General features: G+C 71.8%; 25 protein-coding genes. 18 read left to right on the top strand and 7 right to left on the bottom strand.

The features are described from left to right. The first annotated feature begins 6 nt into the window (after window positions 1-6). Window positions 7-1,212: a beta-ketoacyl-[acyl-carrier-protein] synthase family protein gene (locus tag ACQPXB_RS37480; protein WP_386947533.1), complete on the top strand. Its 1,206-nt coding sequence runs from the start codon at window positions 7-9 to the stop codon at window positions 1,210-1,212. Here ACQPXB_RS37480 and ACQPXB_RS37475 read toward each other — a convergent pair. Both ACQPXB_RS37475 and ACQPXB_RS37470 read right to left on the bottom strand, forming a co-directional pair. Next, entirely contained in the window at window positions 1,209-1,691 is a 483-nt protein-coding gene (locus ACQPXB_RS37475) for a MaoC/PaaZ C-terminal domain-containing protein (RefSeq protein ID WP_432846296.1), read from the bottom strand. The genes ACQPXB_RS37480 and ACQPXB_RS37475 overlap by 4 nt on opposite strands. A gap of 178 nt (window positions 1,692-1,869) precedes the next feature. Continuing rightward, the gene (locus tag ACQPXB_RS37470) at window positions 1,870-2,799 is read right to left on the bottom strand and encodes an NmrA family NAD(P)-binding protein (RefSeq protein WP_366582937.1); all 930 of its coding nucleotides are present in this window, start codon (window positions 2,797-2,799) and stop codon (window positions 1,870-1,872) included. 368 nt (window positions 2,800-3,167) lie between these two features. Here ACQPXB_RS37470 and ACQPXB_RS37465 point away from each other — a divergent pair, with 368 nt between their 5' ends. From ACQPXB_RS37465 to ACQPXB_RS37440, 6 genes are all read left to right on the top strand, one after another. Further along, complete coding sequence (locus ACQPXB_RS37465; protein WP_366582921.1) at window positions 3,168-3,965, top strand: alpha/beta fold hydrolase; 798 nt, start codon at window positions 3,168-3,170, stop codon at window positions 3,963-3,965. Then, window positions 3,965-5,203: a PP2C family protein-serine/threonine phosphatase gene (locus tag ACQPXB_RS37460; protein ID WP_432846293.1), complete on the top strand. Its 1,239-nt coding sequence runs from the start codon at window positions 3,965-3,967 to the stop codon at window positions 5,201-5,203. Before ACQPXB_RS37465 ends, ACQPXB_RS37460 begins: the two co-directional genes overlap by 1 nt. Beyond that, on the top strand, window positions 5,200-5,565 hold the full coding sequence (locus ACQPXB_RS37455; protein WP_432846291.1) for an STAS domain-containing protein: 366 nt from the start codon (window positions 5,200-5,202) through the stop codon (window positions 5,563-5,565). The genes ACQPXB_RS37460 and ACQPXB_RS37455 overlap by 4 nt, the downstream gene beginning before the upstream one ends. An 82-nt stretch (window positions 5,566-5,647) precedes the next feature. Continuing rightward, window positions 5,648-6,028 (top strand): STAS domain-containing protein, encoded by a 381-nt coding sequence (locus ACQPXB_RS37450; RefSeq protein ID WP_432846289.1) that lies wholly within the window; start codon window positions 5,648-5,650, stop codon window positions 6,026-6,028. Window positions 6,029-6,116: 88 nt separating this feature from the next. Next, a complete protein-coding gene (locus ACQPXB_RS37445; RefSeq protein WP_432846287.1) occupies window positions 6,117-6,545 on the top strand; it encodes an ATP-binding protein in 429 nt (142 codons plus the stop codon). A gap of 109 nt (window positions 6,546-6,654) precedes the next feature. Beyond that, entirely contained in the window at window positions 6,655-6,966 is a 312-nt protein-coding gene (locus ACQPXB_RS37440) for a DUF6292 family protein (RefSeq protein WP_432846285.1), read from the top strand. A 78-nt stretch (window positions 6,967-7,044) separates the two neighbouring features. Here the strand turns inward: ACQPXB_RS37440 and ACQPXB_RS37435 are convergent, their stop codons facing one another. Beyond that, window positions 7,045-7,707 carry a fasciclin domain-containing protein gene (locus ACQPXB_RS37435; RefSeq protein WP_432846283.1) on the bottom strand — a complete coding sequence of 221 codons (663 nt, stop codon included), beginning with the start codon at window positions 7,705-7,707 and terminating at the stop codon, window positions 7,045-7,047. Between the two features lie 132 nt (window positions 7,708-7,839). Further along, entirely contained in the window at window positions 7,840-9,408 is a 1,569-nt protein-coding gene (locus ACQPXB_RS37430; protein WP_432846282.1) for a molybdopterin-dependent oxidoreductase, read from the bottom strand. Window positions 9,409-9,564: 156 nt separating this feature from the next. Here ACQPXB_RS37430 and sigK point away from each other — a divergent pair, with 156 nt between their 5' ends. From sigK to ACQPXB_RS37415, 3 genes are read left to right on the top strand one after another with little or no spacing between them, the layout of a single operon-like run. Continuing rightward, window positions 9,565-10,170 carry an ECF RNA polymerase sigma factor SigK gene (gene sigK, locus ACQPXB_RS37425; RefSeq protein ID WP_432846280.1) on the top strand — a complete coding sequence of 202 codons (606 nt, stop codon included), beginning with the start codon at window positions 9,565-9,567 and terminating at the stop codon, window positions 10,168-10,170. Then, window positions 10,167-10,880 carry an anti-sigma factor domain-containing protein gene (locus ACQPXB_RS37420; protein WP_432846278.1) on the top strand — a complete coding sequence of 238 codons (714 nt, stop codon included), beginning with the start codon at window positions 10,167-10,169 and terminating at the stop codon, window positions 10,878-10,880. Before sigK ends, ACQPXB_RS37420 begins: the two co-directional genes overlap by 4 nt. Before the next feature lie 46 nt (window positions 10,881-10,926). Further along, window positions 10,927-11,094 carry a hypothetical protein gene (locus ACQPXB_RS37415; protein ID WP_432846276.1) on the top strand — a complete coding sequence of 56 codons (168 nt, stop codon included), beginning with the start codon at window positions 10,927-10,929 and terminating at the stop codon, window positions 11,092-11,094. Window positions 11,095-11,163: 69 nt separating this feature from the next. On the opposite strand, the gene ACQPXB_RS37410 is transcribed toward ACQPXB_RS37415, so the two are convergent. Then, complete coding sequence (locus ACQPXB_RS37410; protein ID WP_432846275.1) at window positions 11,164-12,165, bottom strand: ferritin-like domain-containing protein; 1,002 nt, start codon at window positions 12,163-12,165, stop codon at window positions 11,164-11,166. Between the two features lie 495 nt (window positions 12,166-12,660). Here ACQPXB_RS37410 and ACQPXB_RS37405 point away from each other — a divergent pair, with 495 nt between their 5' ends. From ACQPXB_RS37405 to ACQPXB_RS37390, 4 genes are all read left to right on the top strand, one after another. Next, the gene (locus ACQPXB_RS37405) at window positions 12,661-13,650 is read left to right on the top strand and encodes an acyl-CoA desaturase (RefSeq protein ID WP_432846274.1); all 990 of its coding nucleotides are present in this window, start codon (window positions 12,661-12,663) and stop codon (window positions 13,648-13,650) included. Between the two features lie 93 nt (window positions 13,651-13,743). Then, window positions 13,744-14,865: an AI-2E family transporter gene (locus ACQPXB_RS37400; RefSeq protein ID WP_432846272.1), complete on the top strand. Its 1,122-nt coding sequence runs from the start codon at window positions 13,744-13,746 to the stop codon at window positions 14,863-14,865. A gap of 59 nt (window positions 14,866-14,924) precedes the next feature. Beyond that, window positions 14,925-16,076 carry a N(5)-(carboxyethyl)ornithine synthase gene (locus tag ACQPXB_RS37395; RefSeq protein WP_432846271.1) on the top strand — a complete coding sequence of 384 codons (1,152 nt, stop codon included), beginning with the start codon at window positions 14,925-14,927 and terminating at the stop codon, window positions 16,074-16,076. A 91-nt stretch (window positions 16,077-16,167) separates the two neighbouring features. Further along, window positions 16,168-16,932 carry an alpha/beta fold hydrolase gene (locus tag ACQPXB_RS37390; protein ID WP_432846270.1) on the top strand — a complete coding sequence of 255 codons (765 nt, stop codon included), beginning with the start codon at window positions 16,168-16,170 and terminating at the stop codon, window positions 16,930-16,932. Window positions 16,933-16,981: 49 nt separating this feature from the next. Here the strand turns inward: ACQPXB_RS37390 and ACQPXB_RS37385 are convergent, their stop codons facing one another. Then, window positions 16,982-17,422 carry a DUF5994 family protein gene (locus ACQPXB_RS37385; protein ID WP_432846268.1) on the bottom strand — a complete coding sequence of 147 codons (441 nt, stop codon included), beginning with the start codon at window positions 17,420-17,422 and terminating at the stop codon, window positions 16,982-16,984. Window positions 17,423-17,672: 250 nt separating this feature from the next. Between ACQPXB_RS37385 and ACQPXB_RS37380 the strand changes: the two genes are divergently transcribed. Beyond that, window positions 17,673-18,137: a DUF5994 family protein gene (locus tag ACQPXB_RS37380; protein ID WP_366582905.1), complete on the top strand. Its 465-nt coding sequence runs from the start codon at window positions 17,673-17,675 to the stop codon at window positions 18,135-18,137. Window positions 18,138-18,154: 17 nt separating this feature from the next. After that, window positions 18,155-18,655, top strand: a complete 501-nt coding sequence (locus ACQPXB_RS37375) for a DUF5994 family protein (RefSeq protein ID WP_432846266.1) — start codon at window positions 18,155-18,157, stop codon at window positions 18,653-18,655. Here ACQPXB_RS37375 and ACQPXB_RS37370 read toward each other — a convergent pair. Continuing rightward, window positions 18,640-21,051: a flippase-like domain-containing protein gene (locus tag ACQPXB_RS37370; RefSeq protein ID WP_432846265.1), complete on the bottom strand. Its 2,412-nt coding sequence runs from the start codon at window positions 21,049-21,051 to the stop codon at window positions 18,640-18,642. The genes ACQPXB_RS37375 and ACQPXB_RS37370 overlap by 16 nt on opposite strands. Window positions 21,052-21,344: 293 nt before the next feature. Between ACQPXB_RS37370 and ACQPXB_RS37365 the strand changes: the two genes are divergently transcribed. Both ACQPXB_RS37365 and ACQPXB_RS37360 read left to right on the top strand, forming a co-directional pair. Further along, complete coding sequence (locus ACQPXB_RS37365) at window positions 21,345-22,076, top strand: GAF and ANTAR domain-containing protein (protein ID WP_432846263.1); 732 nt, start codon at window positions 21,345-21,347, stop codon at window positions 22,074-22,076. 25 nt (window positions 22,077-22,101) lie between these two features. Beyond that, window positions 22,102-22,839, top strand: a complete 738-nt coding sequence (locus ACQPXB_RS37360) for a GAF and ANTAR domain-containing protein (RefSeq protein ID WP_432846261.1) — start codon at window positions 22,102-22,104, stop codon at window positions 22,837-22,839. The last annotated feature ends 8 nt before the right edge of the window (window positions 22,840-22,847 follow it).

The following is a 22,847-nucleotide window of genomic DNA, read 5'->3' as shown; positions in this document are numbered from 1 at the left end:
ACGTGCATGAAGCCAGCCCTCAACCGGCGCGTCGCGGTGACCGGGATCGGTGTCGTGTCGCCGGCCGGCATCGGCGTGAAGGAGTTCTGGGACGGGCTGTCGCGTCCGGCCGCCGCGGCGAACGTGCGGCGGCTCAGCGGCTTCGACCCGCGGCGCTGGATGTCGCACAAGGCGGCGCGCACGGCGGACCTCGCGACGCAGATGGCGGTCGCGGCCGCCGACGAGGCGCTGGCGGACGCGGGGCTGCTGACCGGCGAGATCGAGCCGACGGTGGCGGTGCGCGATGCCGAACGCGCCGCCGTCTCGCTCGGCACGGGCATCGGCGGTGTGTCCACACTGGAGTCGCAGGCCGGGGTCCTGGCCGCGCACGGGGAGCGCAAGGTCTCCCCGCACACGGTGCCCATGACGATGCCGAACGCCGGCGCCGCCGCGCTCAGCATCCGCTACGGCTTCCAGGGCAGTGCGTCGGTGATCACGACGGCCTGCGCGGCCGGCACCGACGCGATCGCCGCGGGTGCCAAGCTCATCGCCTCGGGCGGCGCCGACCTCGTGCTCGCGGGTGGCAGCGACTCCAGCCTCACGCCCGTGTGCGTGGCCGGGTTCACCAACATGCGCGCGCTGAGCCGCAGCGGGATCTCGCGTCCGTTCGATGTGGACAGAGACGGCCTTGCCGCGTCGGAGGCGGCCGGCATCCTCGTGCTCGAACCGCTGGAGCTCGCCTTGGAGCGTGGCGCGAGCATCTACCTGACCATCGACGGCACCGCCTCGACCGCCGACGCCTACCACGTCACCGCGCCCGCCCCCGACGGTGCGGGCGCCGAGCGCTGCATGCGCATGGCGATCGAGGACGCCGGCTACACCCCGCAGGACATCACGCACATCAACGCCCACGGCACGTCGACCGCCCTCAACGACGCGGCCGAAGCGCGCGCCATCCGCCGCGTGTTCGGTGCCTCCCGGCCGCTGGTGACCAGCATCAAGGGCGCCACCGGACACTCGTTCGGCTCGGCCGGCGCGGTGGAGGCCGTCGCCGTCGCACTGACGATGGCGCACGAGCTGATCCCGCCGACGCTCGGACTGTCCACACAGGACCCCGCGCTGGACGTCGACGTGGCCCGGTCGCTGACGCCGTGGACGCCGGGCCCGGTGCTGTCCAACAGCTTCGGCTTCGGCGGGCACAACGGCAGCCTGGTGTTCTCGCCGCTCGCCTAACGCCCGGGCCGCCGGAAGGCCAGGACGCGCGCGGACGTGCTCTGCCGGACGTCGCCGTCCTGGTTCTCCGTCTTGTACGACATCAGCACGGTGGCGCGCGAGGGCCGCGACCGCGAGAAGGTGAGCTTGTCGATCTGCCCCTCGACGTGCAGCAGGTCGCCCGCGCGCGCCGCCGACGGCCAGGCCAGGTCGATGGCCGCCCCGACGATCCCCGTGGCGAGCGGCAGCGCGGAGGTGACCAGCAGGCGCATGGTGATCGCCGCCGTGTGCCAGCCGCTCGCGACGAGCCCGTCGAAGAACGTGCCGCGCGCGCCTTCGGCGTCGAGGTGGTAGAGCTGCGGGTCGAACGCCGTCGCGAAGGCGACGATCTGCTCTTCGGTCACGGCGTGGGTCACGGACCGGAACGGCATCCCTTCGTGCAGGTCGTCGGCCCACAGCCCGCCGTCGTTCACGGGCTTCGGAATGAGGTCGCTGTCCATCGTGGCGGTGTCCCTTCGCGTGCTGCGGCCGACGTTAGGCCGCGCCCGCCGGCCCGCGTATGACGGCGGTCGTGCGAGCGCCGAACGAAAGTCACACCCACTCGGGAGGACCACTGTGGCCAGTGAATACCCGACGCGGCCAACCGCACCTCGGGCTGACCGCGACGTGCGCGGCGGGTCAGCGGAAGACGGCCGCGTGTTCGGTGAGGTAGTCGTGCAGGGTGGTCGGGGTGCGGCCGGTGATGCGCCGGAACGCGTCGGTGTCGGTGTACTTCGTGTTGCCGCGCTCCAGGCCCTCGGCGACGGCGTAGCCGCACGCGGTGATGTGGCGCGACATGTCGGCCTTGAGCAGGCCCGCCTGCGGGGAGGCGGCCAGGTCGAGCAGTTCCTTCTCCCAGGCTTCGCGGCTGACCGGTTCGAAGTGGACCGGCCGGCCGAGCACGTCGCTGAACACCTTGGCGACCTGGTGGAAGTCGAAGAACTCCGGGCCGGGCAGGTAGTGCACCGGCGCGCCGGCGAACAGCTCCGGGTGCAGCAGGGCCGCGACGCAGAACTCGGCGGCGTCGAGCGCGTTCAGCCAGCTCACCGGCTTTTCCGCGAAGCAGTTGCGGATCACGCTCTCGTGGCGCACTGACTGCGTCGAGAACAACGGCAGGTCCTCGTGGAACACCGCGGCCATGCGCAGGATCGTCACATCCAGCCCGGCCCACTGCAGCACTTCCTCCGACAGCCACTGGCCCCGGCCGAGGTGGCTCGGATGCGTACGCGTCGACGGGCCCATCGACATCACGACGGTGCGCGGGTTTCCGCCCGTTTCGCGCACCGCCTCCGCGTAGTTCGCCGCCGCCTGGACGATCCCGGCGTCGACCGGATAGGTGAGGTACGCCTGCGCCACGCCGTCCAACGCCGGCACCAGCGTCCGGTAGTCGTTCAGATCGCCGACCACGACCTCGGCCCCGAGCGCGGCCACCCGCTCGGACCGCTCGTCGTGCCCGCGGACCAAGGCCCGCACCGGAATCCCGCTCTCCAGCAACCGCCGCACCACGTGCGCGCCGGTGCCCCCGTGCCGACCGGTCGCTCCGGTGACCAAGACCGTGTCCGAACTCATCCCTGTTCTCCGTTCCCGTCTCCCTTGCGGTGGGGGACTTTCACCACCGTCCCAGAGTGAGTTGGAAAAGACAACTCATTGTGGTGTCGGGGATAGCGCGCCGTCGAGGAGGCTGTGCCCCGGCGGTGGCCGACGGGGGCCGCCGCGTGCGGTGACCCTCTCCGGAACCCCGATTTGTACCGCTTGTCCGAGACCTCGAACATCCACAGTGGAGAGTTGATGTTGACGCTCAGCCGGAATCTGCGAGTCTCCTCGTTCGCGGTCGACTGAACACAAGCAACCCACGGAACCCGGCAAGCCCCGAGGACAAAAAACGCTCACCGTGCCTGGGTGCGCCACGCCCCGGCCATCGGTGACAGGATGGCCCGGTGGACGTGCGCAGCAGGAACAACGTGACCGTGACCGGCCGGGAGGACCGGCCCACGGTGCTGCTCGCGCACGGGTTCGGGTGCGACCAGAACCTGTGGCGGCTCGTCGTGCCGGCGCTGGCCGAGCGGTTTCGCGTGGTGCTGTTCGACTATGTCGGCTCGGGCAAGTCGGATCTGGCGGCGTGGTCGGAGCCGCGGTATTCGCGGCTGGAGGGGTACGCGCAGGACGTGCTCGACATCTGCGCGGAGCTCGAGCTGCGCGACGTCGTGCTGGTCGGGCACTCGGTGAGCGCGATGGTCGCGGTGCTGGCCGCCAACCGCGAGCCGGAGCGGTTCGCGAAGCTGGTGCTGCTGACGCCGTCGCCGCGGTACCTCGACGACGGGGACTACCGCGGCGGGTTCAGCCGCGCCGACATCGACGAGCTGCTCGACTCGCTCGACGCGAACTACCTCGGCTGGTCGGGCGCGATGGCGCCGGTGATCATGGGCAACCCGGAGCGGCCCGAGCTCGGTGAGGAGCTCAGGGACAGCTTCTGCCGCACCGACCCGGCGATCGCGCGGGTCTTCGCGAAGGCCACGTTCCTGTCCGACAACCGCGTCGACCTGCCGAAGGTCACCGTGCCGACCGCGGTGCTGCAGTGCGCCCAGGACGCCATCGCGCCACCCGAGGTCGGGCGCTACGTCCACGACCGGATCGACGGCAGCGTGCTGGTGACGCTCGACGCGACCGGCCACTGCCCGCAGCTGAGCGCGCCGGAGGCGACGGCGGCCGCGATCACGGCGTTCGCGGCCGGCTGATGATGGGCGAGACCGGCGGCGGGTCGGCCGGTGAACACCCCGAGGCGCTGGCCGCGTCGTTCTCCGCCCTGCTGGAGGACAGTGTCGAGGACCTCTACGAGCACGCGCCGTGCGGCTACCTGTCCACGTTGATGGACGGCACGATCGCCAAGATCAACACCACGCTGCTCGGCTGGCTCGGCTACCGGCGCGAGGAGCTCGTCGGGCGGCGCCGGTTCGCCGACCTGCTCACCGTGGGTGGCCGGCTGTACCACGAAACGCACTTCGCGCCGTCGCTGCGCATGCACGGCGAGCTCGGCGGGATCGCCCTGGAGCTCAAGGGCGCGGACGGGTCACGGCTGCCGGTGCTGGTCACGTCCACCGTGAAGACCGGGCTGGGCGGCGAGGGCCAGCTGATCCGCACCACCGTCTTCGACGCGCGCGACCGGCGCGCCTACGAGCAGGAGCTGCTGCGGGCCCGCCAGGAGGCCGAGCACGAGCGCGACCGCGTGCAACGCCTGGCCACCACGCTGCAACGCACCCTGCTGCCCCCGGTCCTGCCGGCCGTGCCCGGAATGGACGTCGCCGCGTACTATCACCCCGCCTCGCCCGACGAGGTCGGCGGCGACTTCTACGACCTGTTCCCGCTGACGGGCGGCACGTGGGCGTTTTTCCTCGGCGACGTGTCGGGCAAAGGCGCCGAGGCCGCCGCGGTCACCTCGCTGGCCCGCTACACCCTGCGCGCGGCCGCGGTCTACGAGCCGGATCCGGTCACGGTGCTCGGCAACCTCAACACGGTGCTCAACCACGAGTACCACGGCACCGACCCGCGGTACTGCACCGTCGTCCACGGGCTGCTCGTGCCCGACACCGCCGGCGCCACCGTCACCCTGGCCGGGGGCGGGCACCCACCCGCGCTGCTGATCCGCCGCGACGGCGCGGCCGAGCTGGTCGACACGCCCGGTGGGCAGCTGGTCGGCGCGCTGCCCGACGCGCGGTTCGTCTCCGTCGAGCGCCACCTCGGACCCGGGGACACCCTGGTGCTCTACTCCGACGGCCTGACCGAGGCCCGCACCCAGGGCCGCGTCCGCTACAGCGAGGAGCAGCTGCGCGACTTCGCCTCGACCCTCGCACCGGCCACCGCGACGACGGTGGTGGCCGCGATCTCCGGCCTGCTCGCCGGGTTCGCCGCCGGAGTCGACGACGACACCGCGCTGCTCGCCCTGAGCATTCCGCACCCCGGAGACGAGGAGCCGTGACCATCGAGTTCGCCGCCACCACCCACGACACCGCCTCGGGCCCCTTGCTCGAGCTCAGCGGAGAGCTCGACGCCGCCACCGCGCCCGACGCCCTCGAAGCGATCCGGCTCCTGGCCCCGGCCGCCGGCCAGCAGCTGCTCGTCGACCTGAGCGGCCTGGTGTTCTGCGATTCCAGCGGCGTCTCGGCCCTGATCGCGGCCCGCAACGTCGCCCTCGCGGCCGGCGCGGCGATCGCGCTGGCCGCGGTGCCCGGCCACCTGGCCCGCACGCTCGGCCTCATCGGGCTGGCCGAGCTTTTCAAGACCTACCCCACCACCGCGGACGCCCGGAACGCTTGGGCGGCAAGCGCTTCCGACCAGTGACCGGGCGGCACGCCGCCCCGGCGCCCTCGGCCGCCTCGCCCGTGGCTGTGCGGCCCGGCGGCGGGCGGACGAGTATCGGAGGATGCCGGCATCAGATCCGAACCCAGGACAAGACCCCCGCTCGTTCGCGGGGGAGACGACCATCAGCCTGCGCCGCGCCGGTTCCGCCGTGGTGCTGACCGCTCAGGGCGAGTTCGACGCGGTGACGACCCCGCGGCTGCGGACCTCGATCCGCGAAGCGGTCGATGCCGGCCCCGAGGTGCTGGTCATCGACCTCACCGCCGTGGAGTTCTTCGGCTCGGGCGCGATCGCGGCCCTGGTCGACGCGCACCTGAAGGCCGCGGAGCAGACCAGCCTGCGCCTGGCGGTCGAGCACTACCTCGGCCGCACTCTGAAGCTGGTGGGCCTCGACCAGCAGCTCGCGACGTACGCCTCGGTGGAGGAGGCTCTGGCGGCCGGGTGAGCATCCGGTGCTTGGGAGTGCCGCGGGCGGGTACCCCGAGCCCATGACGTCCAGGCCAACCCGATCAGGAAAGCGCGAGGTGGCGCACATGGCTCCGGCCGGCGATCTCGGCGCGACCGTCACTCCCGAGCTGCGGGTGACGTCGCCGGCGCGGACCGGCGACGTGACCAAGGTGCGCCACAAGCTCACTCGCTGGATCGCGGCGCAGGAGCCGCCGGCCGACCTCGTGGGTGACATCGCGCTGGCCGCCTACGAGGCCCTGATCAACACCGCCGAGCACGCCTACCCGGCCGGTGCCGCCGGCGACGTCGAGCTGTGCGCCCAGCACCAGCCCGGCTTGATCCGCGTCACCGTCACCGATTTCGGCCGCTGGGAACGTCCGCCGGCCGCACCGGACCCGACGCGCGGCCGCGGGCTGGCCCTCATCCGGATCCTGTCCGACGACGCCACGATCGTCCGCACCGGCGCCGGCACCACCGTGACCATGACCTGGCGCCTGCACCCCGACGACCCCTAGCCCGCCGCGGCACCCTCGGCCGGGTTTCGCCGCACCGGCGACAGGAAACCCCGCCCCCGAGACGATGGTGAGAGGCAGGCCGGTGGAGCCCGAGTATCGAGAAGCCCTGGTGTTGCGGCACTACGTGAACGCCGTGGCCGAGCAGGTCGGCGTCGAGGCCGGCGCGGCGTTGTGCGAGAGCGGGCCCCGGCCCAGCGCGTACATCGCGCTCGCCGACTCCAGCGCGGCCTGGCCCGGGCGGTTGCTGATGCTGCTGTGGAACGGTGAAGAAGGCTGGCGGCTCGCATTGGAGCCCGAGGGTGGTGAGGAGCCGGTGGTCGTAGCCACGTGGCCGCACCCGGTGCGCCCGGCGCCCGCGCGGGTGGCTCGCCGGCTGCGCGACGCGCTGCGGAACTCGGCGGAGGTCGTGGATTCGCTGTAGCTGCTGCCCTCCGGACTGCAACGAGCCCGGCGTGGCCTCTGGGGCAAGCACGCCGGGCTTGTTGGTCCGCGTCGGGGGTCAGTTCTTGTTGGTGCCCGGGGTGAGGACCTTGTCGATGACGAAGACGGTCGCGTTCTTCGTCGGGATGTTGCCGCAGAGGATCTTGGCGCCGTTGACGGTCATGGTGTCGCCGCTGCCTTCGATCTTGAGCGGGCCGCCCGCGGTGTTGAGCGAGGTGACGGTGCCGGCGGCGGCGAGGCCCTTGGCGTCGTAGCGCTTGCCGACGACGTGGTACTGCAGGATCGGGGCGAGCTGGTCGGGATTCTGGGCCAGCTCGTTGAATTTCGCGTCGCCGAGGGCGTTGAACGCCGGGTCGGCGGGGGCGAAGACGGTGATGGCCTGCTGGCTGTTGAGCGTGTCGACCAGGTTGGTGGCCTTGACCGCGGCGACCAGCTTGGTCAGCAGCGGGTTCGTCGACGCGGCGCTGGCCACGGGCTGCGGGCCCATGGAGTCGAGCGAGCCGGGGGAGTTGCCCTGCGGCAGCTGCGAACAGGCCGGGCCGAAGACGTCGGCGTTGGTGGTCATGCCGTTCGAGACACCGGAGTCGGCGCTGGACATCGGGGCCGACGAGGCCGGGGCCGGGGCGCTGCTGCTCGACGAGCCGCTGTCGGTGCCGCAGGCGGCGAGCGCGAAGGCGGCGACAGCGGTGACGCCGATTCCGGCGATACGAAGGGATTTCACGGTAAAGCTCCATTCACAGTGGACAGATGAACCAGGACCGGCCCAGTGGGTCGCCGGGGTGTTTCTCGTGAGGGATTCGACGCCGGTCCAGAAAAGGATTGGTGGTGCGGGAAACTCTTTCGAGTGAGCCGCTCACGTCGCGATGAACGTGGTGGAGTGCCAGCCGGTGGCGCCGTCGGGCACGGTGCCGGCGCGCGCGTCGGTCTGGGTGTAGCCGGTCTTGTCGGTCGCGCGGACGAACACCTGGTGCGTCCCCGGTTTCACGGCGATCTGGGTCCACCACATGCGCCAGGTGTTCACGTTGACCTCGGCCGAGAGCGTAGTCCGCTGCCACGGGCCGGTGTCCACTTTGATCTCGACGTCGGCGATGCCGTTGTGCTGCGACCACGCGATGCCGGCCAGCCGCACCGCACCCGCCGGCACGGTGTCGAAGCCTTTCGGGGTGTCGATGCGTGACTCCGTCTTGATCGGTGCCTGCTCGCCCCAGCCGCGTTTGAGCCAGTACGCCTGCCGGGCCCGCCAGGTGGTCACCTCGATGTCCACGACCCACTTGGTCGCCGACACGTAGCCGTAGAGCCCCGGTGTGACCAGCCGGGCGGGGAACCCGTGTTCCAGCGGAAGCGGTTCCCGGTTCATCCCGATCGCCAGCATCGCGCCGCGGCCGCGATCCAGTGCCGCCGCCACGGGCGTGCCGGAGGTCCAGCCGTCGACACTCGTGCAGAACAGCTGCTCCGCTCCCGGCCGCACGCCGGCCTCGGCCAGCAGATCGGCCAGGTCGACGCCGATGAAGTCGGACGTCGACACGTAGTCGCCACCGACCTCATTGGACACACAAGTCATGGTGATCGTTCGTTCGACCAGCGGGCGGTTGCGGATGTCGGCGTAGCGGTAGCGCACTTCCCGCTCGACCATGCCGTGGATGCGCAGGCTCCAGTCCTCCGCGCGCAGCTGCGGTACCGACAACGCGGTGTCCACCCGGTAGAACTTGGGGTTGGGCGTCAGGAACGTCGGTGTCCCCAGCTTCGCGAAGTCGGCGTCGGCCGGGATCGCGGGCGCGGATTTCGCGGGCAGGAGGGCACCGATCGCCGCCCGGGACGCCGTCGCGTCCCGGGTGCCGCTGACCAGCCGGCCGGCCCCGCCGAGTACCCCGGCCCCGACGAGAGCACCCGCCCCGCCGAGGAGAAACGACCGCCGCGACGCACCCGCGGGCCGCTCGGCCGTCGGGTTCTTGCGGGGCGCGATCCGGTGGAGCAGCAGGAAAACGGCCACGCCCACCACCAGGCTCGCCGCCGGCGCCAGCAGCGCCACGGCCGTCAGGTCCAGGCGCTGGTACACCGCGAACCCGCCGAGCAGCCCGAACAGGGCGACGATGACCACTCCTGGCCGGGGCGAGCGCAGCGACAGCACCCCGGCGACCGCGGCCGCGGCGACCATCACCGCGGCCATGCCGCCGAGCAGCACGACCTTGTCGTAGGTGCCGAACGTCCGCACCGCGAAGTCCTTCAGCCCGATCGGCGTCAGGTCGATCGCGCCGTTGCCGACGGCGAGGTAGGGCGAGGCGTTGATGCTGATGAACCCGGCCACGAGGTGCCCGGCCCCCAGCGCGGCGAGCAGTGCCAGCACCCCGCAGAGCGCCGCGGACGGGATGCGCAGTCGGGCCGGCGCGGTGCTCGGCGCGGCAGGGGCTTCGGTAGTGGCCATACCGGTCATTCGGCCCCGCCCGGCGTCCGGATGGGCACCTGCTCGGGTGAGTTTCCGATCGGCACCAATACGGCGCGGAACCGGTGGCGAATGCCTGGTGACCCGTCGGCTGAGTGCCGGTGGCGGACTCGGCGGTTCGGCCGGGAGGGACTTCACATGGCCGGTCACGCCGGAGTTTTGCGGATGGCGCCGCCGCAACTGTCTACAGTGGACTTCCAGGCGACACCCGAGGAGCTGCTCGCCCGGGCAGCGCTCGGGGACGAGGTGGCCTTCGCCGCGCTGTACGACGAGCTCGCCGGCCCCGTGCTGGGCATGGTCGGCCGGGTGCTGCGCGATCGCGCCCAGTCGGAGGAGGTCGCGCAGGAGACGATGCTCGAGATCTGGCGCAAGGCCGCGACGTTCAGCCCGGATCGCGGGAACGTGCGGTCGTGGGCGCTGACGATCGCGCACCGGCGGGCGATCGACCGCGTGCGGTCCGAGCAGTCCGGCTCCGACCGGGAGGCCCGCGCCGGCCGCCTGGACCCGCACCGGGACTTCGACGAGGTCGCCGAGCAGACGATGCTGCGCCTGGAACGCGAGGACGTGCGCGCGGCGCTCGCCTCGCTCACCGACCTGCAGCGCCGCTCGATCGAGCTCGCGTACTACGACGGATACACCTATCGCGAGGTCGGCGCCCTCCTCGACATTCCCGTGAGCACCGTCAAGTCGCGCATGCGGGACGGCCTCATCCGCCTGCGCCACGTCCTGGGAGCACGAGCATGACCACGGCCGACACCCACGCCCTCACCGGCGCCTACGCGCTCGACGCCATCGGCGACTTCGAGCGGGCACAGTTCGAACGGCACCTGCGCGACTGTGAAGTGTGCGCCCACGAGGTGCGCGAGCTGCGCGCCGTGGCCGCGCTGCTCGGCGTCGCCGCGGCCGCCGACCCGCCGGCTTGGCTGCGCTCGTCCGTGCTCGCCCGGATCACGACGACGCGCCAGGCCCCGCCGATCGTCCGCGAACCGCACCCCGCGGTCCGTATCCCCCGCCGGTGGCGCACCCGGGCGGCGATCGCGGTGGCCGCCGTCGCAGCCGTGGCCGCCGGCGTCGTCGGGGGCATCACGCTGGGCGGCGACCCCCACGGCTCGACGGTCGCCATCGCGGACGGGCCGATCCTCGCCGCACCCGACGCGGTCACCGTCACCGCCCGCGTGGCCACCGGCGGCACCGGTACCGCCGAGGCCTCCCGCAGCGCCGCCCGCGTCGCGGTCTCGCTCGCCGGCGTCGCGCCGCTCGACCCCGCCCACGCGTACCAGGTCTGGTTGATCAGCCCCCGCGGTCCGCAGTCGGCCGGTCTGCTCCGCCCCGACGCCGGCCCGCTGGTCACCGCCCTGCCGGCCGACGTCGACCACATCGCCGTCACCACCGAACCCGCGACGGGATCACCCCGGCCCACGACTCCGGGCGTGCTCCGGCTCGACCTCGCGTGAGCCACTGTCCACTTCGGATGCCGAATTCCCGTGGGGAGGAGAGCACGTGACTGCGCACGAGCCGGTCCACCACGTCGCCGGCGGCGGCGAGCTGGCCCGTGAGCTGGACTCCTACCTCGCCGAGGGCTACGACATCGAGAGCGCGGCCGACGGATGGCTGGTACTGCGCCGCGGGTCCGTGCGGATCACGGTCGTCGTCGCACTCCCCGGCTGACCGAACGTGACGAAGGGGGGTGGCGGGCCACGCGGCCCGCCACCCCCCTTCGTTTCCGTGTGTGCCGGGTCAGCCGGCGGCGCTGGTGGTGACGTCGCCGTTGACGCCCTGGGGGAAGAACCCGCCGGAGGTCGCGGCCTTGTCGGTCAGGTACACGATGTTGAGGACCTGGCCGGGACTGCGGCTGTAGGCGATCCCGTTGGCGTCGGTGGGCACGATGTTGGCGTTGCCGTGGCTGTCGATCACGCCCTGGTCGTCGTCGGCGGGGCCGTCGAGGCTGTCGCGGGCGGCGGACAGTCTGACCGACGCCGTTTTCAGGTCCGTGCTGAACAGGCCGGTGCCGAGCAGGCCTCCGCCGCGCTGGTAGAGCGCGCTGCGGATCGTGCCGGCGTGGTAGGCCTCGACCGCGAGGATGCCCGCGGCCGCTTCGAGGTAGGTCTTGTTGCTGATCAGCGGGGCCGCGCCTTTGTAGGCGGTGACGCCGACATCTTCGAACAGGTACGCGGCGAGCAGGAAGTTCTCCTCGCACGCGAACGCGTCGAACGTGTGCCCGGGCTTCACGATCCCGGCCGCCTGCGCGGCGGCGGTGAAGCTGGACTGCAGGTCGATCGCGGGCCGGCTCACCGCCGCGGCACCGAGCGCGGAGCGCAGGAACGCGACGTGGGCCTTCTCGTCACCCGCGATCTCCTGCGCGTACTGCTTGGTGGCTTTCGTCTCGAACCGCACCGCGCGGCCGCCGCTGACCCCGCCGCGGGTGCCCGTGCCGGTGGTCATCGAGTCGGCCAGGCCTTTGCCGGTCACGGCGTGCAGGTAGAACTCGGCCTCGAGGTATTCGAGGTTCAGCGCGAAGTTGAGCACCGCGCCGTCACTCACCTCGGCGCCGGCCTCGGCCACCGGCGCGGACCGCCGCGTCGCCGCTGCCGCCGGCCCGGCGAGCCCGATTCCGCCGAGCGCGCCGACGCCGACGACGCCGAGCCCGGTCATGCCCGCGGCCTGGAGGAACTTCCGCCGATCCTGGGGATTCTCCGCGCTCCGGCTGATCATGGAGGCGGCATAACGCTTGCCGAACACAGGCGATCTCCTTCCGACCCGGCACCGCGATCGGCCGCGCCGGGCGAACCCGCGCCGGACGTGCGCGCGGGCAACGGATCTTGCGTGGACCACCGGAGTTCGGCGCCGCTCGGGACGCGGATTGGTCCGGACCCCGGATCGGGTGGTGGCGGCGCCGAATCTTTTCGGCGGAACGGAAAAAGATCGGCCCCGCACCCCTCCGTTCGGATGGCCGCCGCATCCGGCACTCCGGGCGGCTCCGGCGGCACCGGTTCCAGCGGCGCGACCGACAACGCCGGCGCCACCACGGGTGACACCTCCGGCCCGGTTCGGGGAACCGGGAAACTTCCCGGCATCCCACCCCCAAAATCCACTGTGGACCACCGGCGGAACCGGTCCGGCCGTGACGCACGTGTGACCCACCCGACGGTTTTGCCTCACCCCACGCGGGATATCCCGGTGCTAATCGCCCCAGAACTCGGCGACCACCGTCCGTCTCCGAGAAAGAGCGATCGCATGACACAAACCCTCACGCGCCCTGGTAGCGGTGCGCGAAAACCCGCGCAGCCGATGCTGTCGGGTGAAAAGACCCGAACCGAGAACTCCTTGGTCAAACTGTTCGCCGTGGTGCCGCTGCTGGCGCTGGTGGCGGCGGTGCCGTTCGCCTGGGGCTGGGGTCTCGGCTGGGTCGACCTCGCGCTGGCCGCCGGGTTCTATGTCCTGACCTGCCTCGGCGTGACGATCGGGTTCCACCGGCACTTCACGCACGGTGCGTTCAAGGCCCACCGCGGGCTGCGGATCGCGCTGGCCGTGGCCGGGAGCATGGCCATGCAGGGCCCGGTGATCACCTGGGTCGCCGACCACCGCCGCCACCACGCCTTCGCCGACCGTGACGGCGATCCGCATTCCCCGTGGCGCTACGGCACCTCGCCCGCCGCGCTCGCCAAGGGGTTCTGGTTCGCCCACATGGGGTGGCTGTTCGACCGCCAGAAGACCAACGCCCAGCGGTTCGCCCCCGATCTGCTCGCCGACCGCGACATCGCGCGCATCGACCGCTGGTTCCCCGCGCTGACCGCCGTCACGCTCCTCGCGCCCGCTCTCATCGGCGGCCTCGCCACGATGTCCTGGTGGGGCGCGGTGACCGCGTTCTTCTGGGCGAGCCTCGTGCGCGTCGCGGTGCTGCACCACGTGACCTGGTCGGTGAACTCGCTCTGCCACATGATCGGCGACCGGCCCTACGCCGCGCGCGACAAGTCGGCGAACTTCTGGCCGCTGGCGATCGCGTCCATGGGCGAGTCGTGGCACAACTCCCACCACGCCGACCCGACCGGCGCCCGCCACGGCGTCCGCCGCGGCCAGATCGACATCTCGGCCCGGATCATCTGGCTGTTCGAGAAGGCCGGCTGGGCCACCGACGTCCGCTGGCCGAAGCTCGACCGCCTGGCCCGCAAGCTCAACCCGGGCTACGCACCGGGCCTTGAACGCGGAGTGCTCGATCCCCGGTGACACTGCGCCCCGGGGCCACGGCCTGGTTCGATCAACGCGGGTTGAACCCACAGCCTCCACGATCCGAACACCCGCACCCCCGGAGGCCCAGCCGTGCCCGAATCGCAGGAACCCGAGCAGGGTTCGTTCGCCGCCGCCGAAGCCGCCGCGGCCGAGCTCAGCACGGCCGCACAGCCGTTGGGCGCCAAGGGAAAACCGCTCAACCGGCGGTCGCCCTTCCTGCTCGGTCTGGCGGGCGCGGCCGGCGTGGCGGTGGTCTACGGGCTGGTGCTGATCGTCGTCGGGCTCCAGGACATCCTGGTGCTGATCGGGCTCGCGCTGTTCCTCGCCATCGGCCTCGAACCCGCGGTCTCGTGGCTGACGCGGCGCCGGTTCCCGCGCTGGCTCGCGGTGACGACCGTGTTCGTCGTCGGGCTGCTGGCCCTCGGCGGCTTCCTCACCGCGGCGATCCCGGTGGTCGTCGAACAGGGCACGCAGCTCGTCGCCAAGGCACCCGGCTGGTTGCACGACGCCCAGAACCACAACACCGTCCTCGGGCAGCTCAACGACCGCTTCCACCTGCAGTCGCAGCTCGAAGGCCTGCTCAGCGGGCCCGGCCTCGGCACCGGTCTGCTCGGCGCCGGCCAGGCCGTGTTCAGCGCGTTGACCAACGTGCTGATCCTGATCGTGCTCACGGTGTACTTCCTCGCCGACCTGCCCCGCATCCGCGCGGACGGCTACCGGCTCGTCCCGCACTCGCGCCGGCCCCGCGCCATCCTCCTCGGCGACGAGATCTCCACCAAGGTCGGCGGTTACGTGCTGGGCAACCTGGCCATCTCTGTCATCGCCGGCGTGCTGACCCTGGCGTGGCTGCTGATCTTCGGCGTCCCCTACGCGGCGCTGCTCGCGATCACCGTCGCCATCCTCGACCTGATCCCGGTGGTCGGCTCGGTCGTCGGCGGCGTGCTCGTGAGCCTCGTCGCCCTGACGGTGTCCCTGCCGGTTTGCCTCGCCACGATCGGGTTCTTCGTCGGCTACCGCCTCGTCGAGGACTACCTCCTGGTGCCCCGCATCATCGGCGGCGCGGTGAAGGTGCCCGCCCTCGTCACCGTTGTCGCCGTCATCGTCGGCGGCGCGCTCCTGGGCATCGTCGGCGCGCTCGTCGCCATCCCCATCGCCGCCGCGGCCCTGCTCATCGTCCGCGAAATCCTGTACCCGCGCCTCGACCGGGCCTGATGAATTCACGGCCGGCGCGCCGAGTGTGTTAGGACTGGGTCCTAGCAAAGGGGCTCCAGGTGCACCAGCTCAGTCTCGGCGTCATCGCTCTTTCCCGGAAAGAGAACGAACGCCGGTTGCCGATCCACCCGCACCACCTCGACCGGATCGACGCCGATCTCCGGAAGACCATCTACCTCGAACACGGCTACGGCGAGCCCTTCGGCGTGTCCGACGAGCAGCTGGCAGGCCTCGTCGCCGGGTTGCGCTCGCGTGAGCAGCTCATCGCCGAGTGCGACGTCGTCCTGTTGGCCAAGCCGCTGGCCGGCGACGTCGCCGAGCTGCGCGACGGCCAGGTCCTGTGGGGCTGGCCCCACTGCGTGCAGGACGCCGAGCTGACCCAGCTGGCCATCGACCGGCGGCTCACGGTGATCGCTTTCGAGGCGATGAACCACTGGCGTCGCGACGGCTCGTTCGGCCTGCACGTGTTCCACAAGAACAACGAGCTCGCCGGGTACTGCTCGGTGGTGCACGGCCTGCAGCTCATCGGGTCGACCGGCGACTTCGGCCGGCGGCTGCGGGCCGTGGTGATCGGCTTCGGCGCGACGGCCCGCGGCTCGGTGACGGCGCTCAACGCCCACGGGATCCACGACGTCGACGTCCTCACCGCTCGCGGCCTCAGCGCGGTCGGCTCGCCGATCCACTCCGCGACGATGGTGCACATCGACCACGACGTGACCAACCCGGGCGATCTCCGCCGCAGCCACGCGCTCACCCCGACCGGCCGGGTCCCGCTGGCCGGGTTCCTCGCCGAGCACGACATCGTCGTCAACTGCGTGCTGCAGGACACCGCCGCGCCGCTGACCTTCCTCATCGACGACGACCTCGCCGCGTTCACCGCGGGCAGCCTCATCGTCGACGTCTCGTGCGACGAAGGCATGGGATTCAGCTGGGCCCGGCCCACGACGTTCGCCGCGCCGACCTTCCCGGTCGGGGACGGCATCACCTATTACGCCGTCGACCACAGCCCGTCCTACCTGTGGAACTCCGCGACCTGGGAGATCAGCGAAGCCCTGCTGCCGCACCTGCGGTCGGTCCTCGCGGGCTCCGCCGGCTGGGACGAGCACCCGACCGTCCGCCGTGCCATCGAGATCCGTGACGGCACGGTCGAGAACCCCGCGATCCTGTCCTTCCAGCACCGCTCGCCGGAGTACCCGCACGACAATCTCTGAGCCCCGGCGAAGCTCGGCCGCGTTTGCCCACCGCGCACGAGGTGGAAAGATCGTTCCGACGACGGACCGGCCGAGGGAGGGTGGCGCAGCGGTGCGTGACGGGTTCGCGATTTCCCCGGACGGAACGAAGGTTCATTTCTCCTCGGAGGGCCGGGGGCGGCCGCTGGTGATCGTGCCGGGGGTGCTCGCGCCGCTGGAGCTGTACCGGCCGCTGGCGCGGGTGCTGGCGGACCGGTACGCGGTCGTGCTCGTCGAGCGCCGGGGTTACGGGCGGACGTCGCCGGGGCCGGCTCCGGTGACGTTCGATCGGCAGGCGGAGGATCTCGTTGCCGTGCTGGGGGAAGTCGCGGAGCCGGCGATGGTGTTCGGACATTCCTTCGGTGGCCTGGTGAGCTTGGCGGCCGCGCGCGCCGCCGAAGAGCGCGTCGCGGGCATGGTGCTGTACGAACCGCCGGTGGCTCTGCTCGGCGGCCCGCTCGAACCGATGCTCAAGGGCTGTCGTGAAGCCGTCGAGGGAGGTGATCCGCAAGACGCGGTGCGCCTCGCTCTCACGTTGAGCGGGTCACCCGCCCCGCGCGACGAGGGCGCCGCCGACGGGACGGTCGCCAAGCTGGCGCGGCTCGTCCCCGGCCTCATCGCCGACCTCGAGTCCGCGACCTGGCTGAAAGTGCCGGCCGAGTTCTGGGCCGGCGTGACGGCGCCGGTGACTTTCGTCGAGGGCGGTAGTACGACGCCGGAATACGCGCGCAGTGTGGCGATTTTGCGCGCCGTTTATCCGCGTTCGCGGCACGAAGTGCTCCCCGGCGAAGTTCACATCCCCAGGGCCATGGACCGCATCGCACGATTTTTCGCGTGAGATCATCCATGTCCACATCGGACTGGAATTTCAGTACTGGTGCTCTCACTTACGCGGGAACGCCTTCGCCCGCAAGGATTTCCGTCGTAGTGGTCGTGGACCCCTCGCCAGCGGCCGACCGCAGCGCAGTGTCGGCCGCTTCCTGCGACGTTTCCGGGGGTACGACCAGCAGGATCAGCTGACGTGAATTCGACCCGATCGCCGTGATCGTGTGCGGGTCCGTGAATCGGAAGCCCTCGAGCGGCACGATCCGGTCGCCGAGGTACACCTTCCGGGTCGCCGGGTCCCAGGTGTCCAGGTGGTAGGACACCCGCGTGACCGGTCCCACCGACTGCTCGAGCGCGGCCGCCAGCGAGGGCAGTTCCGCTTCCAGATCCGTGGAACGCGGCCACCAACCGCCGTCGACAGAGCCGCGTTCGGTGCCGGAGTTTTTCAGCCGCAGGCGGGGCTCGTGGATTTGGTCAATTTCCGGCTGAATCGCGGTCGCCATTCCGGCGCTCCCACCTCCGGCCCTCGACGGGGCCGGGGATTGTTCGTGCGCCAGCGGTGGCACCGGCGAGCAGCCGGACACTCCTCCCCCTGGTACCACCACGCTACCCCGAATGCGGGCGAAATCGGCGTACGCTGAGGTTATTGGCCCAGGAAATCACGGAATTCGACTCTGCCGGCCGAGGACGGCGCACCTCGGGGAAATCGCGGGAGCGCTCGTCGCACGAGGCAAGCCGGACAGGAGCGCGACCATGGAGTTCGGAACGGACCGCGGTGCGGCGGGAACGGTGATCGGCTCGCTCGCGACCGGAAAACGGCTGCGGCTGAAGGAACCGGGAGCGACAAAAGGCTGTTTCGACGGCGCCTGGTGGCCGCGTTCCCGTGATCCGGTCGCGGAGTTCAGCGCCCTCGTCTCGTCGATCGCCGCCGGGCTCGGCCGGGTGGAACGCATCGGCTTCAACCCGGCCGCGTGGGACCTCGCGCCGGCCCGGCTCGCCCACGGTCCCGACCTGGTCCGGCTGGCGGGATTTTTCGGCCTGCAGCAGCACACCGTCGTGGTGATCGGGCCGCGTATCCACCACCTGACCCTGCTGGTGATCCCGCCGGAAGCCGACCCGGCCGCCGCGGAACGCGCCCTGGCCGCCACGTCCGCCCAGGACAGCACCGACTCCGCCCAGCTCATCCTGAGCGACAGCGGGGTCACCGGCCCGGCCTGACCGGGATCGGAATTCTCATGGACGCCCCGCTCGGCGGCTCCAGGGTGCGGCTCAAGCCGCAGCCTTCCGTCACCGGCTTCGTCGACGGCGCCTGGTGGCCGCGTTCGACGGAGCTGACCGCCGAGGTGCCGGAACTCGCGGCCGCCCTCGCCGAACGGATCGGACCGGTGTGGCGCGTGGCGTACCCGTCGCCGGCGTGGACGGTGCCCGGAACCCGAATGGTGAACCGCGGCATGATCATCCGGCTGGAGGGGTTCCCCGCCCAGGACCCGCACATCGTGCACGTGACCGGCAGCCTGATGCGCCGCCTCACCCTGCTCGTCGTCCCCGCGGAAACCACACCGGTCATCGTCGAGCGCGCGATGTCGGCCGCCTCGGACCAGAACGACGCGACCCGCCCGGCGGCCCTCCTCGACGGCGCCGGCCTGGGCGCCCAACCGTCCGAAAACGACGTCTGCCGCTGGGAATCCGAAGGCGGCTCAACGGAAATCCGCCGTCCCGGTCAGATGGTGCCGTGATGCTGCAGATACCGGAACGTCGCGATTCCCGGTAGGACCGGCAGCCAGTACGTCAGCAGCCGCGAAGTGAGCACCGCCGCCACCGACGTCGCCGGCGGCACGCCCACCGCGGTCAGCCCCGCCACCATCAAGCCCTCCACCGCCCCCAGGCCGCCGGGAATCGGCGCGAGGTGGCCGAGGGACTGGGCGACCACGAACACCACGAGCACCGCGGCCACGGGGACTGCGACGCCGAACGCGGCCAGGCTGGTGGCGAGTCCGAGGCCGGAGAACAGCAGATAGGCGCCCGCGCCGCCGAACAGTTCGAGCGCGCGGATCGGGTCGCGCAGCACCGGCAGCAGGTCGCGGGCCATCGCCACCGTGGGCCGGACCAGGCGGCGGCGCCCCAGCGGGGAGCCGATCACGAGGCCGGCGATGACCAGGGCGCCGCCCGCACCCGCCAGGACGGGCCACCCGTGCGGGATGGACACCCCGCGAACCACTCCCGAACCACCGAGCGCGAACACGCCGATCACGCACCAGAGCGCCGACACGGCGCCCGTGGCGGCGAGGTTCAGCAGGGTGACGCCCACGGCGTGGGCGCGGCGGATGCCCAGGCGTTCCATGAACGCGATGTTGATGCCGAAGAATCCGACCCCGCCGGGCGTGGTGCGCCCGGTGAACGCCGCCGCCAGCTGCACCGCGGTGGTGCGCCAGAAGGGCAGCGGCGTCACGCTGGAACCGAGGAACGACACGGACGACATCACGATCGCCAGCAGACCGGTGACCACGGACGCGAGCAGCCAGCCCCAGTGGGCGTCCCGCAGCGAGCCGACCACCTCGTCGATTCCCGACAGCTGCGGCAGCAGCACATACACGGCCGCGCCGAACAACAGCAGCCCGACGATCGTCCTCGGGCGAACCGGGGAACGGAACGTGGGGATGGGCCGGTCGATGGTTTCGGCGAGCGTCTCACGGAGATCGGTCAGCACGTAGCGGCCGTCGATCTGGCTCCGGATCCTCCGCGGCAATGCGAGGGGCTGGAGGTAGGGCAGGGCCGTCTCGAGCCGGTCGGGCGACAGCGTCCTGCGCGCGCTGCGGACGGTCCGCTCGACACCGACCAGCGCCGTCAGGGACACCAGCGCCTCGGCGAGGTCCTGCGCGCAGCGGGCCGGGGCCGCGCTCACCCGGCCGAAGGTGAAGTCGAGCAGCCACACGTCGCCGGCGGTGTCGACGAGGAAGTTCTCGGGCCGCAGGTCGTGGTGGGCGATCCGGGCCTCGGACAGGATCGCGACCTGCCGCCAGATGCCGTCCAGCACCGGCTCGCCGATCTCGGCGGAACCCAACCGGCGTCCCTCGACTTCCCGGCGCACGAGCAGCGGCGAGCCGTGTTCGGTCTCGCAGACCGACACGACCGGCGGCGTCCGCACCCCGGCGCGATCGGCGAACAGCGTGACGAACGCTTCGTGCTCGGCCTCGTGGTAGGTGGTCGAGAGCGGCGGATCGTCTTCGGCGTCGAGGGAGGCCAGCAGCCGCCTGAGCCGGTACCACGCGCCGGCCCGGCGGTGCAGCCGGCGCACGATCTCCACCCGAAGCCGGTCGCCCGTCGAGGTGTCCACCGTGAACTGCAGCGGTCCCCGCGTGCCCTGCTCGACCGGGAGCACGCGGACCGGGTTCAACCCGGCCACGTCCAGCGCGTGGTGCACCGCTTCCGCCGACGTCCGGCGCCCGGGCGCGCCCAGCACCAGGTGGATGATCGTCCCGGCGCCCCAGCCGAGGAACACCCCGGCGAAGGCCCCCAGCGGGAGGTGCCCGCCGAGGTACACATCGGCCGCGGCGGCCAGGACCGCCACCGCCCAGGCCAGGTTGCGGACCTTCACGGTGAGGTAGGGGGCGGCGACCGTGGCCATCGCCGCCGCGATCGCCGCGGGCACCGACGGGAAGTCGAATCCCGCGGCGCCGGGAAGGCGGATCGCCGGATCCGACAGCAGTTCGGCGGGAACGGGCCGGAATCCGGTGAACCAGTGCAGGATCCGCGCCGATCCCCAGGCCAGGGTGCCGGCCGTCGCGAGAGACACCCCGAGCCGGATCCGCTTGAAGTACAAGGCCAGCGCGGAAGCGGCGGCGATGCCGATCCAGCTCCCGACCCCCGCCAGCACCCGCCACACCCAGACGGACTCGGCCGGGATCTTCCCGAGCTGCTGGTAAATCGCCACCTCGACCGGGTTGATGGCCGGGTTTCTCGCCACGAATGAGCACAACGTGACCACGGCGGCCGCGATCGCCAGCGAGATCAGGTCACCGGGTCTGCGCCCGATCGACAGCGAAATCCGGCGCCGGCCGCTCGCGGCCGCCGAAATCTCGTTGTTGCCCTTCACTGCTGCCTCGGACTCATCGCGGGTCGCACGGTCGACCACTCCAGCGTCCGCCCAACCCGCGACCAGGACAACCGGGAGGACGACGTCGGCGAGTTTGCGTTCACGCGGCCGGGGTACCCGAACGGCTCGCCCCCGGACTTCGGGCTCCGCTCAACCCGCGCCGTGCGAGTCATCGACGCGCCCTGCGTTGTGAGTGTCTACAGCGGACGCGCCGCCCTGGTGAAGAATTCGCCGATGTTCGTGCGGTCTCCTGGACCGGCGCGCGCACGCCTGCCGCGACCAGGGCCTAGGCTCAATCGGTCGGCGGGAATGCCGAGACGGGAGTGGCCGTGATGGACGATCGGCGGCAGCAGCTGTACCGGCTGCTCGCCGAGGACGGCCGGGAGCAGTTCGGCCCGCGCATCGAGCGGGTCTGCGCCGTGTGCGTGGGAACGCTCGAAGTGTCCGGTGCCGGTGCCACGGTGCTCGGCAACGGCAACGGCAACGGCAATGGAGCCGGTGTCGGGCGCCACCGTGGCCTGGTGCACGCCAGCAACCCCGTGAGCGCCGGGCTCGACGACCTGCAGTTCACCGTCGGCGAGGGCCCGTGCCTGGACGCCTACGCTTCCGGCGGTCCGATCCTGGTGCCCGACCTGCTCGCCGAGAGCGCGCGGTGGCCCGCGTTCGGCCCGGCCGCGGCCCGGCTCGGTGTCGCGGCGGTGTTCTCGTTCCCGCTGCAGGTGGGGGTGGTGCGGCTCGGTTCGCTCGACCTCTACCGCGACCAGGCGGGTCCGCTGTCGCGCCGCCAGCTGTCCGACGCCCTGGTGCTGGCCGACGTGGCCACCCAGGTGGTGATCGGCCACCTCGACGGGCACGCCGTCAGCGACCTGTCCTGGCTGGCCGACTCCCACATCGAGATCCACCAGGCGGTGGGAATGGTGAAGGTTCAGCTCGGGGTCACCGCCGACGCGGCCCTGCTGCGGTTGCGCGGGCACGCGTTCGCCGAAGGGGCGACGCTGAGCCACGTCGCCCGGCAGGTCGTGGCCCGCACGCTGCGGTTCACCGACGAAGAGAAGCCCGCATGATGACCAGCGAAGAAAGGCGTGTTGCATGAGCGCGACCCCAGACCAGCGGCTGGCCCGCACCTTCGTTGCCCTGGCCGACACCCTTGTCGTCGGCTTCGACGTGCTCGATTTCCTGTCCGCGCTGACCGAGCGCAGTGTCGAGCTGCTGGAGGTCGACGCGGCGGGCGTGATCCTGTCCGATCAACGCGGTGGCTGGCGGCCCGCCGCCGGTTCGTCCGAGCGGGCGGACCTGGTCGAGCTGTTCGCCGTCCAGGCCCGGCAAGGACCGTGCTTCGACTGCGTCGCCGAGGGGCGGCCGGTCCGCAGCGGCGACCTCGCCACCGAGGCCGCGCTGCGGCGCTGGCCGCAGTTCGCCCCGGCCGCTCTCGACGCCGGCTTCCGCGCGGCCTCCGCCGTGCCGATGCGGCTGCGGGAGCAGACCGTCGGCGCGTTGACACTGCTGAAACAGGCACCGGTCGACCCCGACGACAACACGATCGCGATCGGCCAGGCGCTGGCCGACGTGGCCACGATCGGGATCCTGCACAACCGGGCCGCCTCGCGCGCGGAACTGCTGGCCGAGGAGCTCGAAGCCACGCTGCGGCGGCGTGCGGTGATCGAGCAGGCCAAAGGTGTGCTCGCCGAGCACGGCGGCATCGACATGCACGAGGCCTTCGCCGCGTTGCGCCGCTACGCCCACGCCCAGGAACGCGGGCTGTCCGAAGTCGCGCGCGACCTCGCCGACGGCACCGTCAGCCCCGCCGACATCTTCGCCCGCGGGTGACCGAGACC

The organism is Amycolatopsis sp. CA-161197, from assembly GCF_050942255.1.
Lineage (GTDB): Bacteria > Actinomycetota > Actinomycetes > Mycobacteriales > Pseudonocardiaceae > Amycolatopsis.
This window is presented reverse-complemented; position numbering and strand designations above follow the sequence as displayed.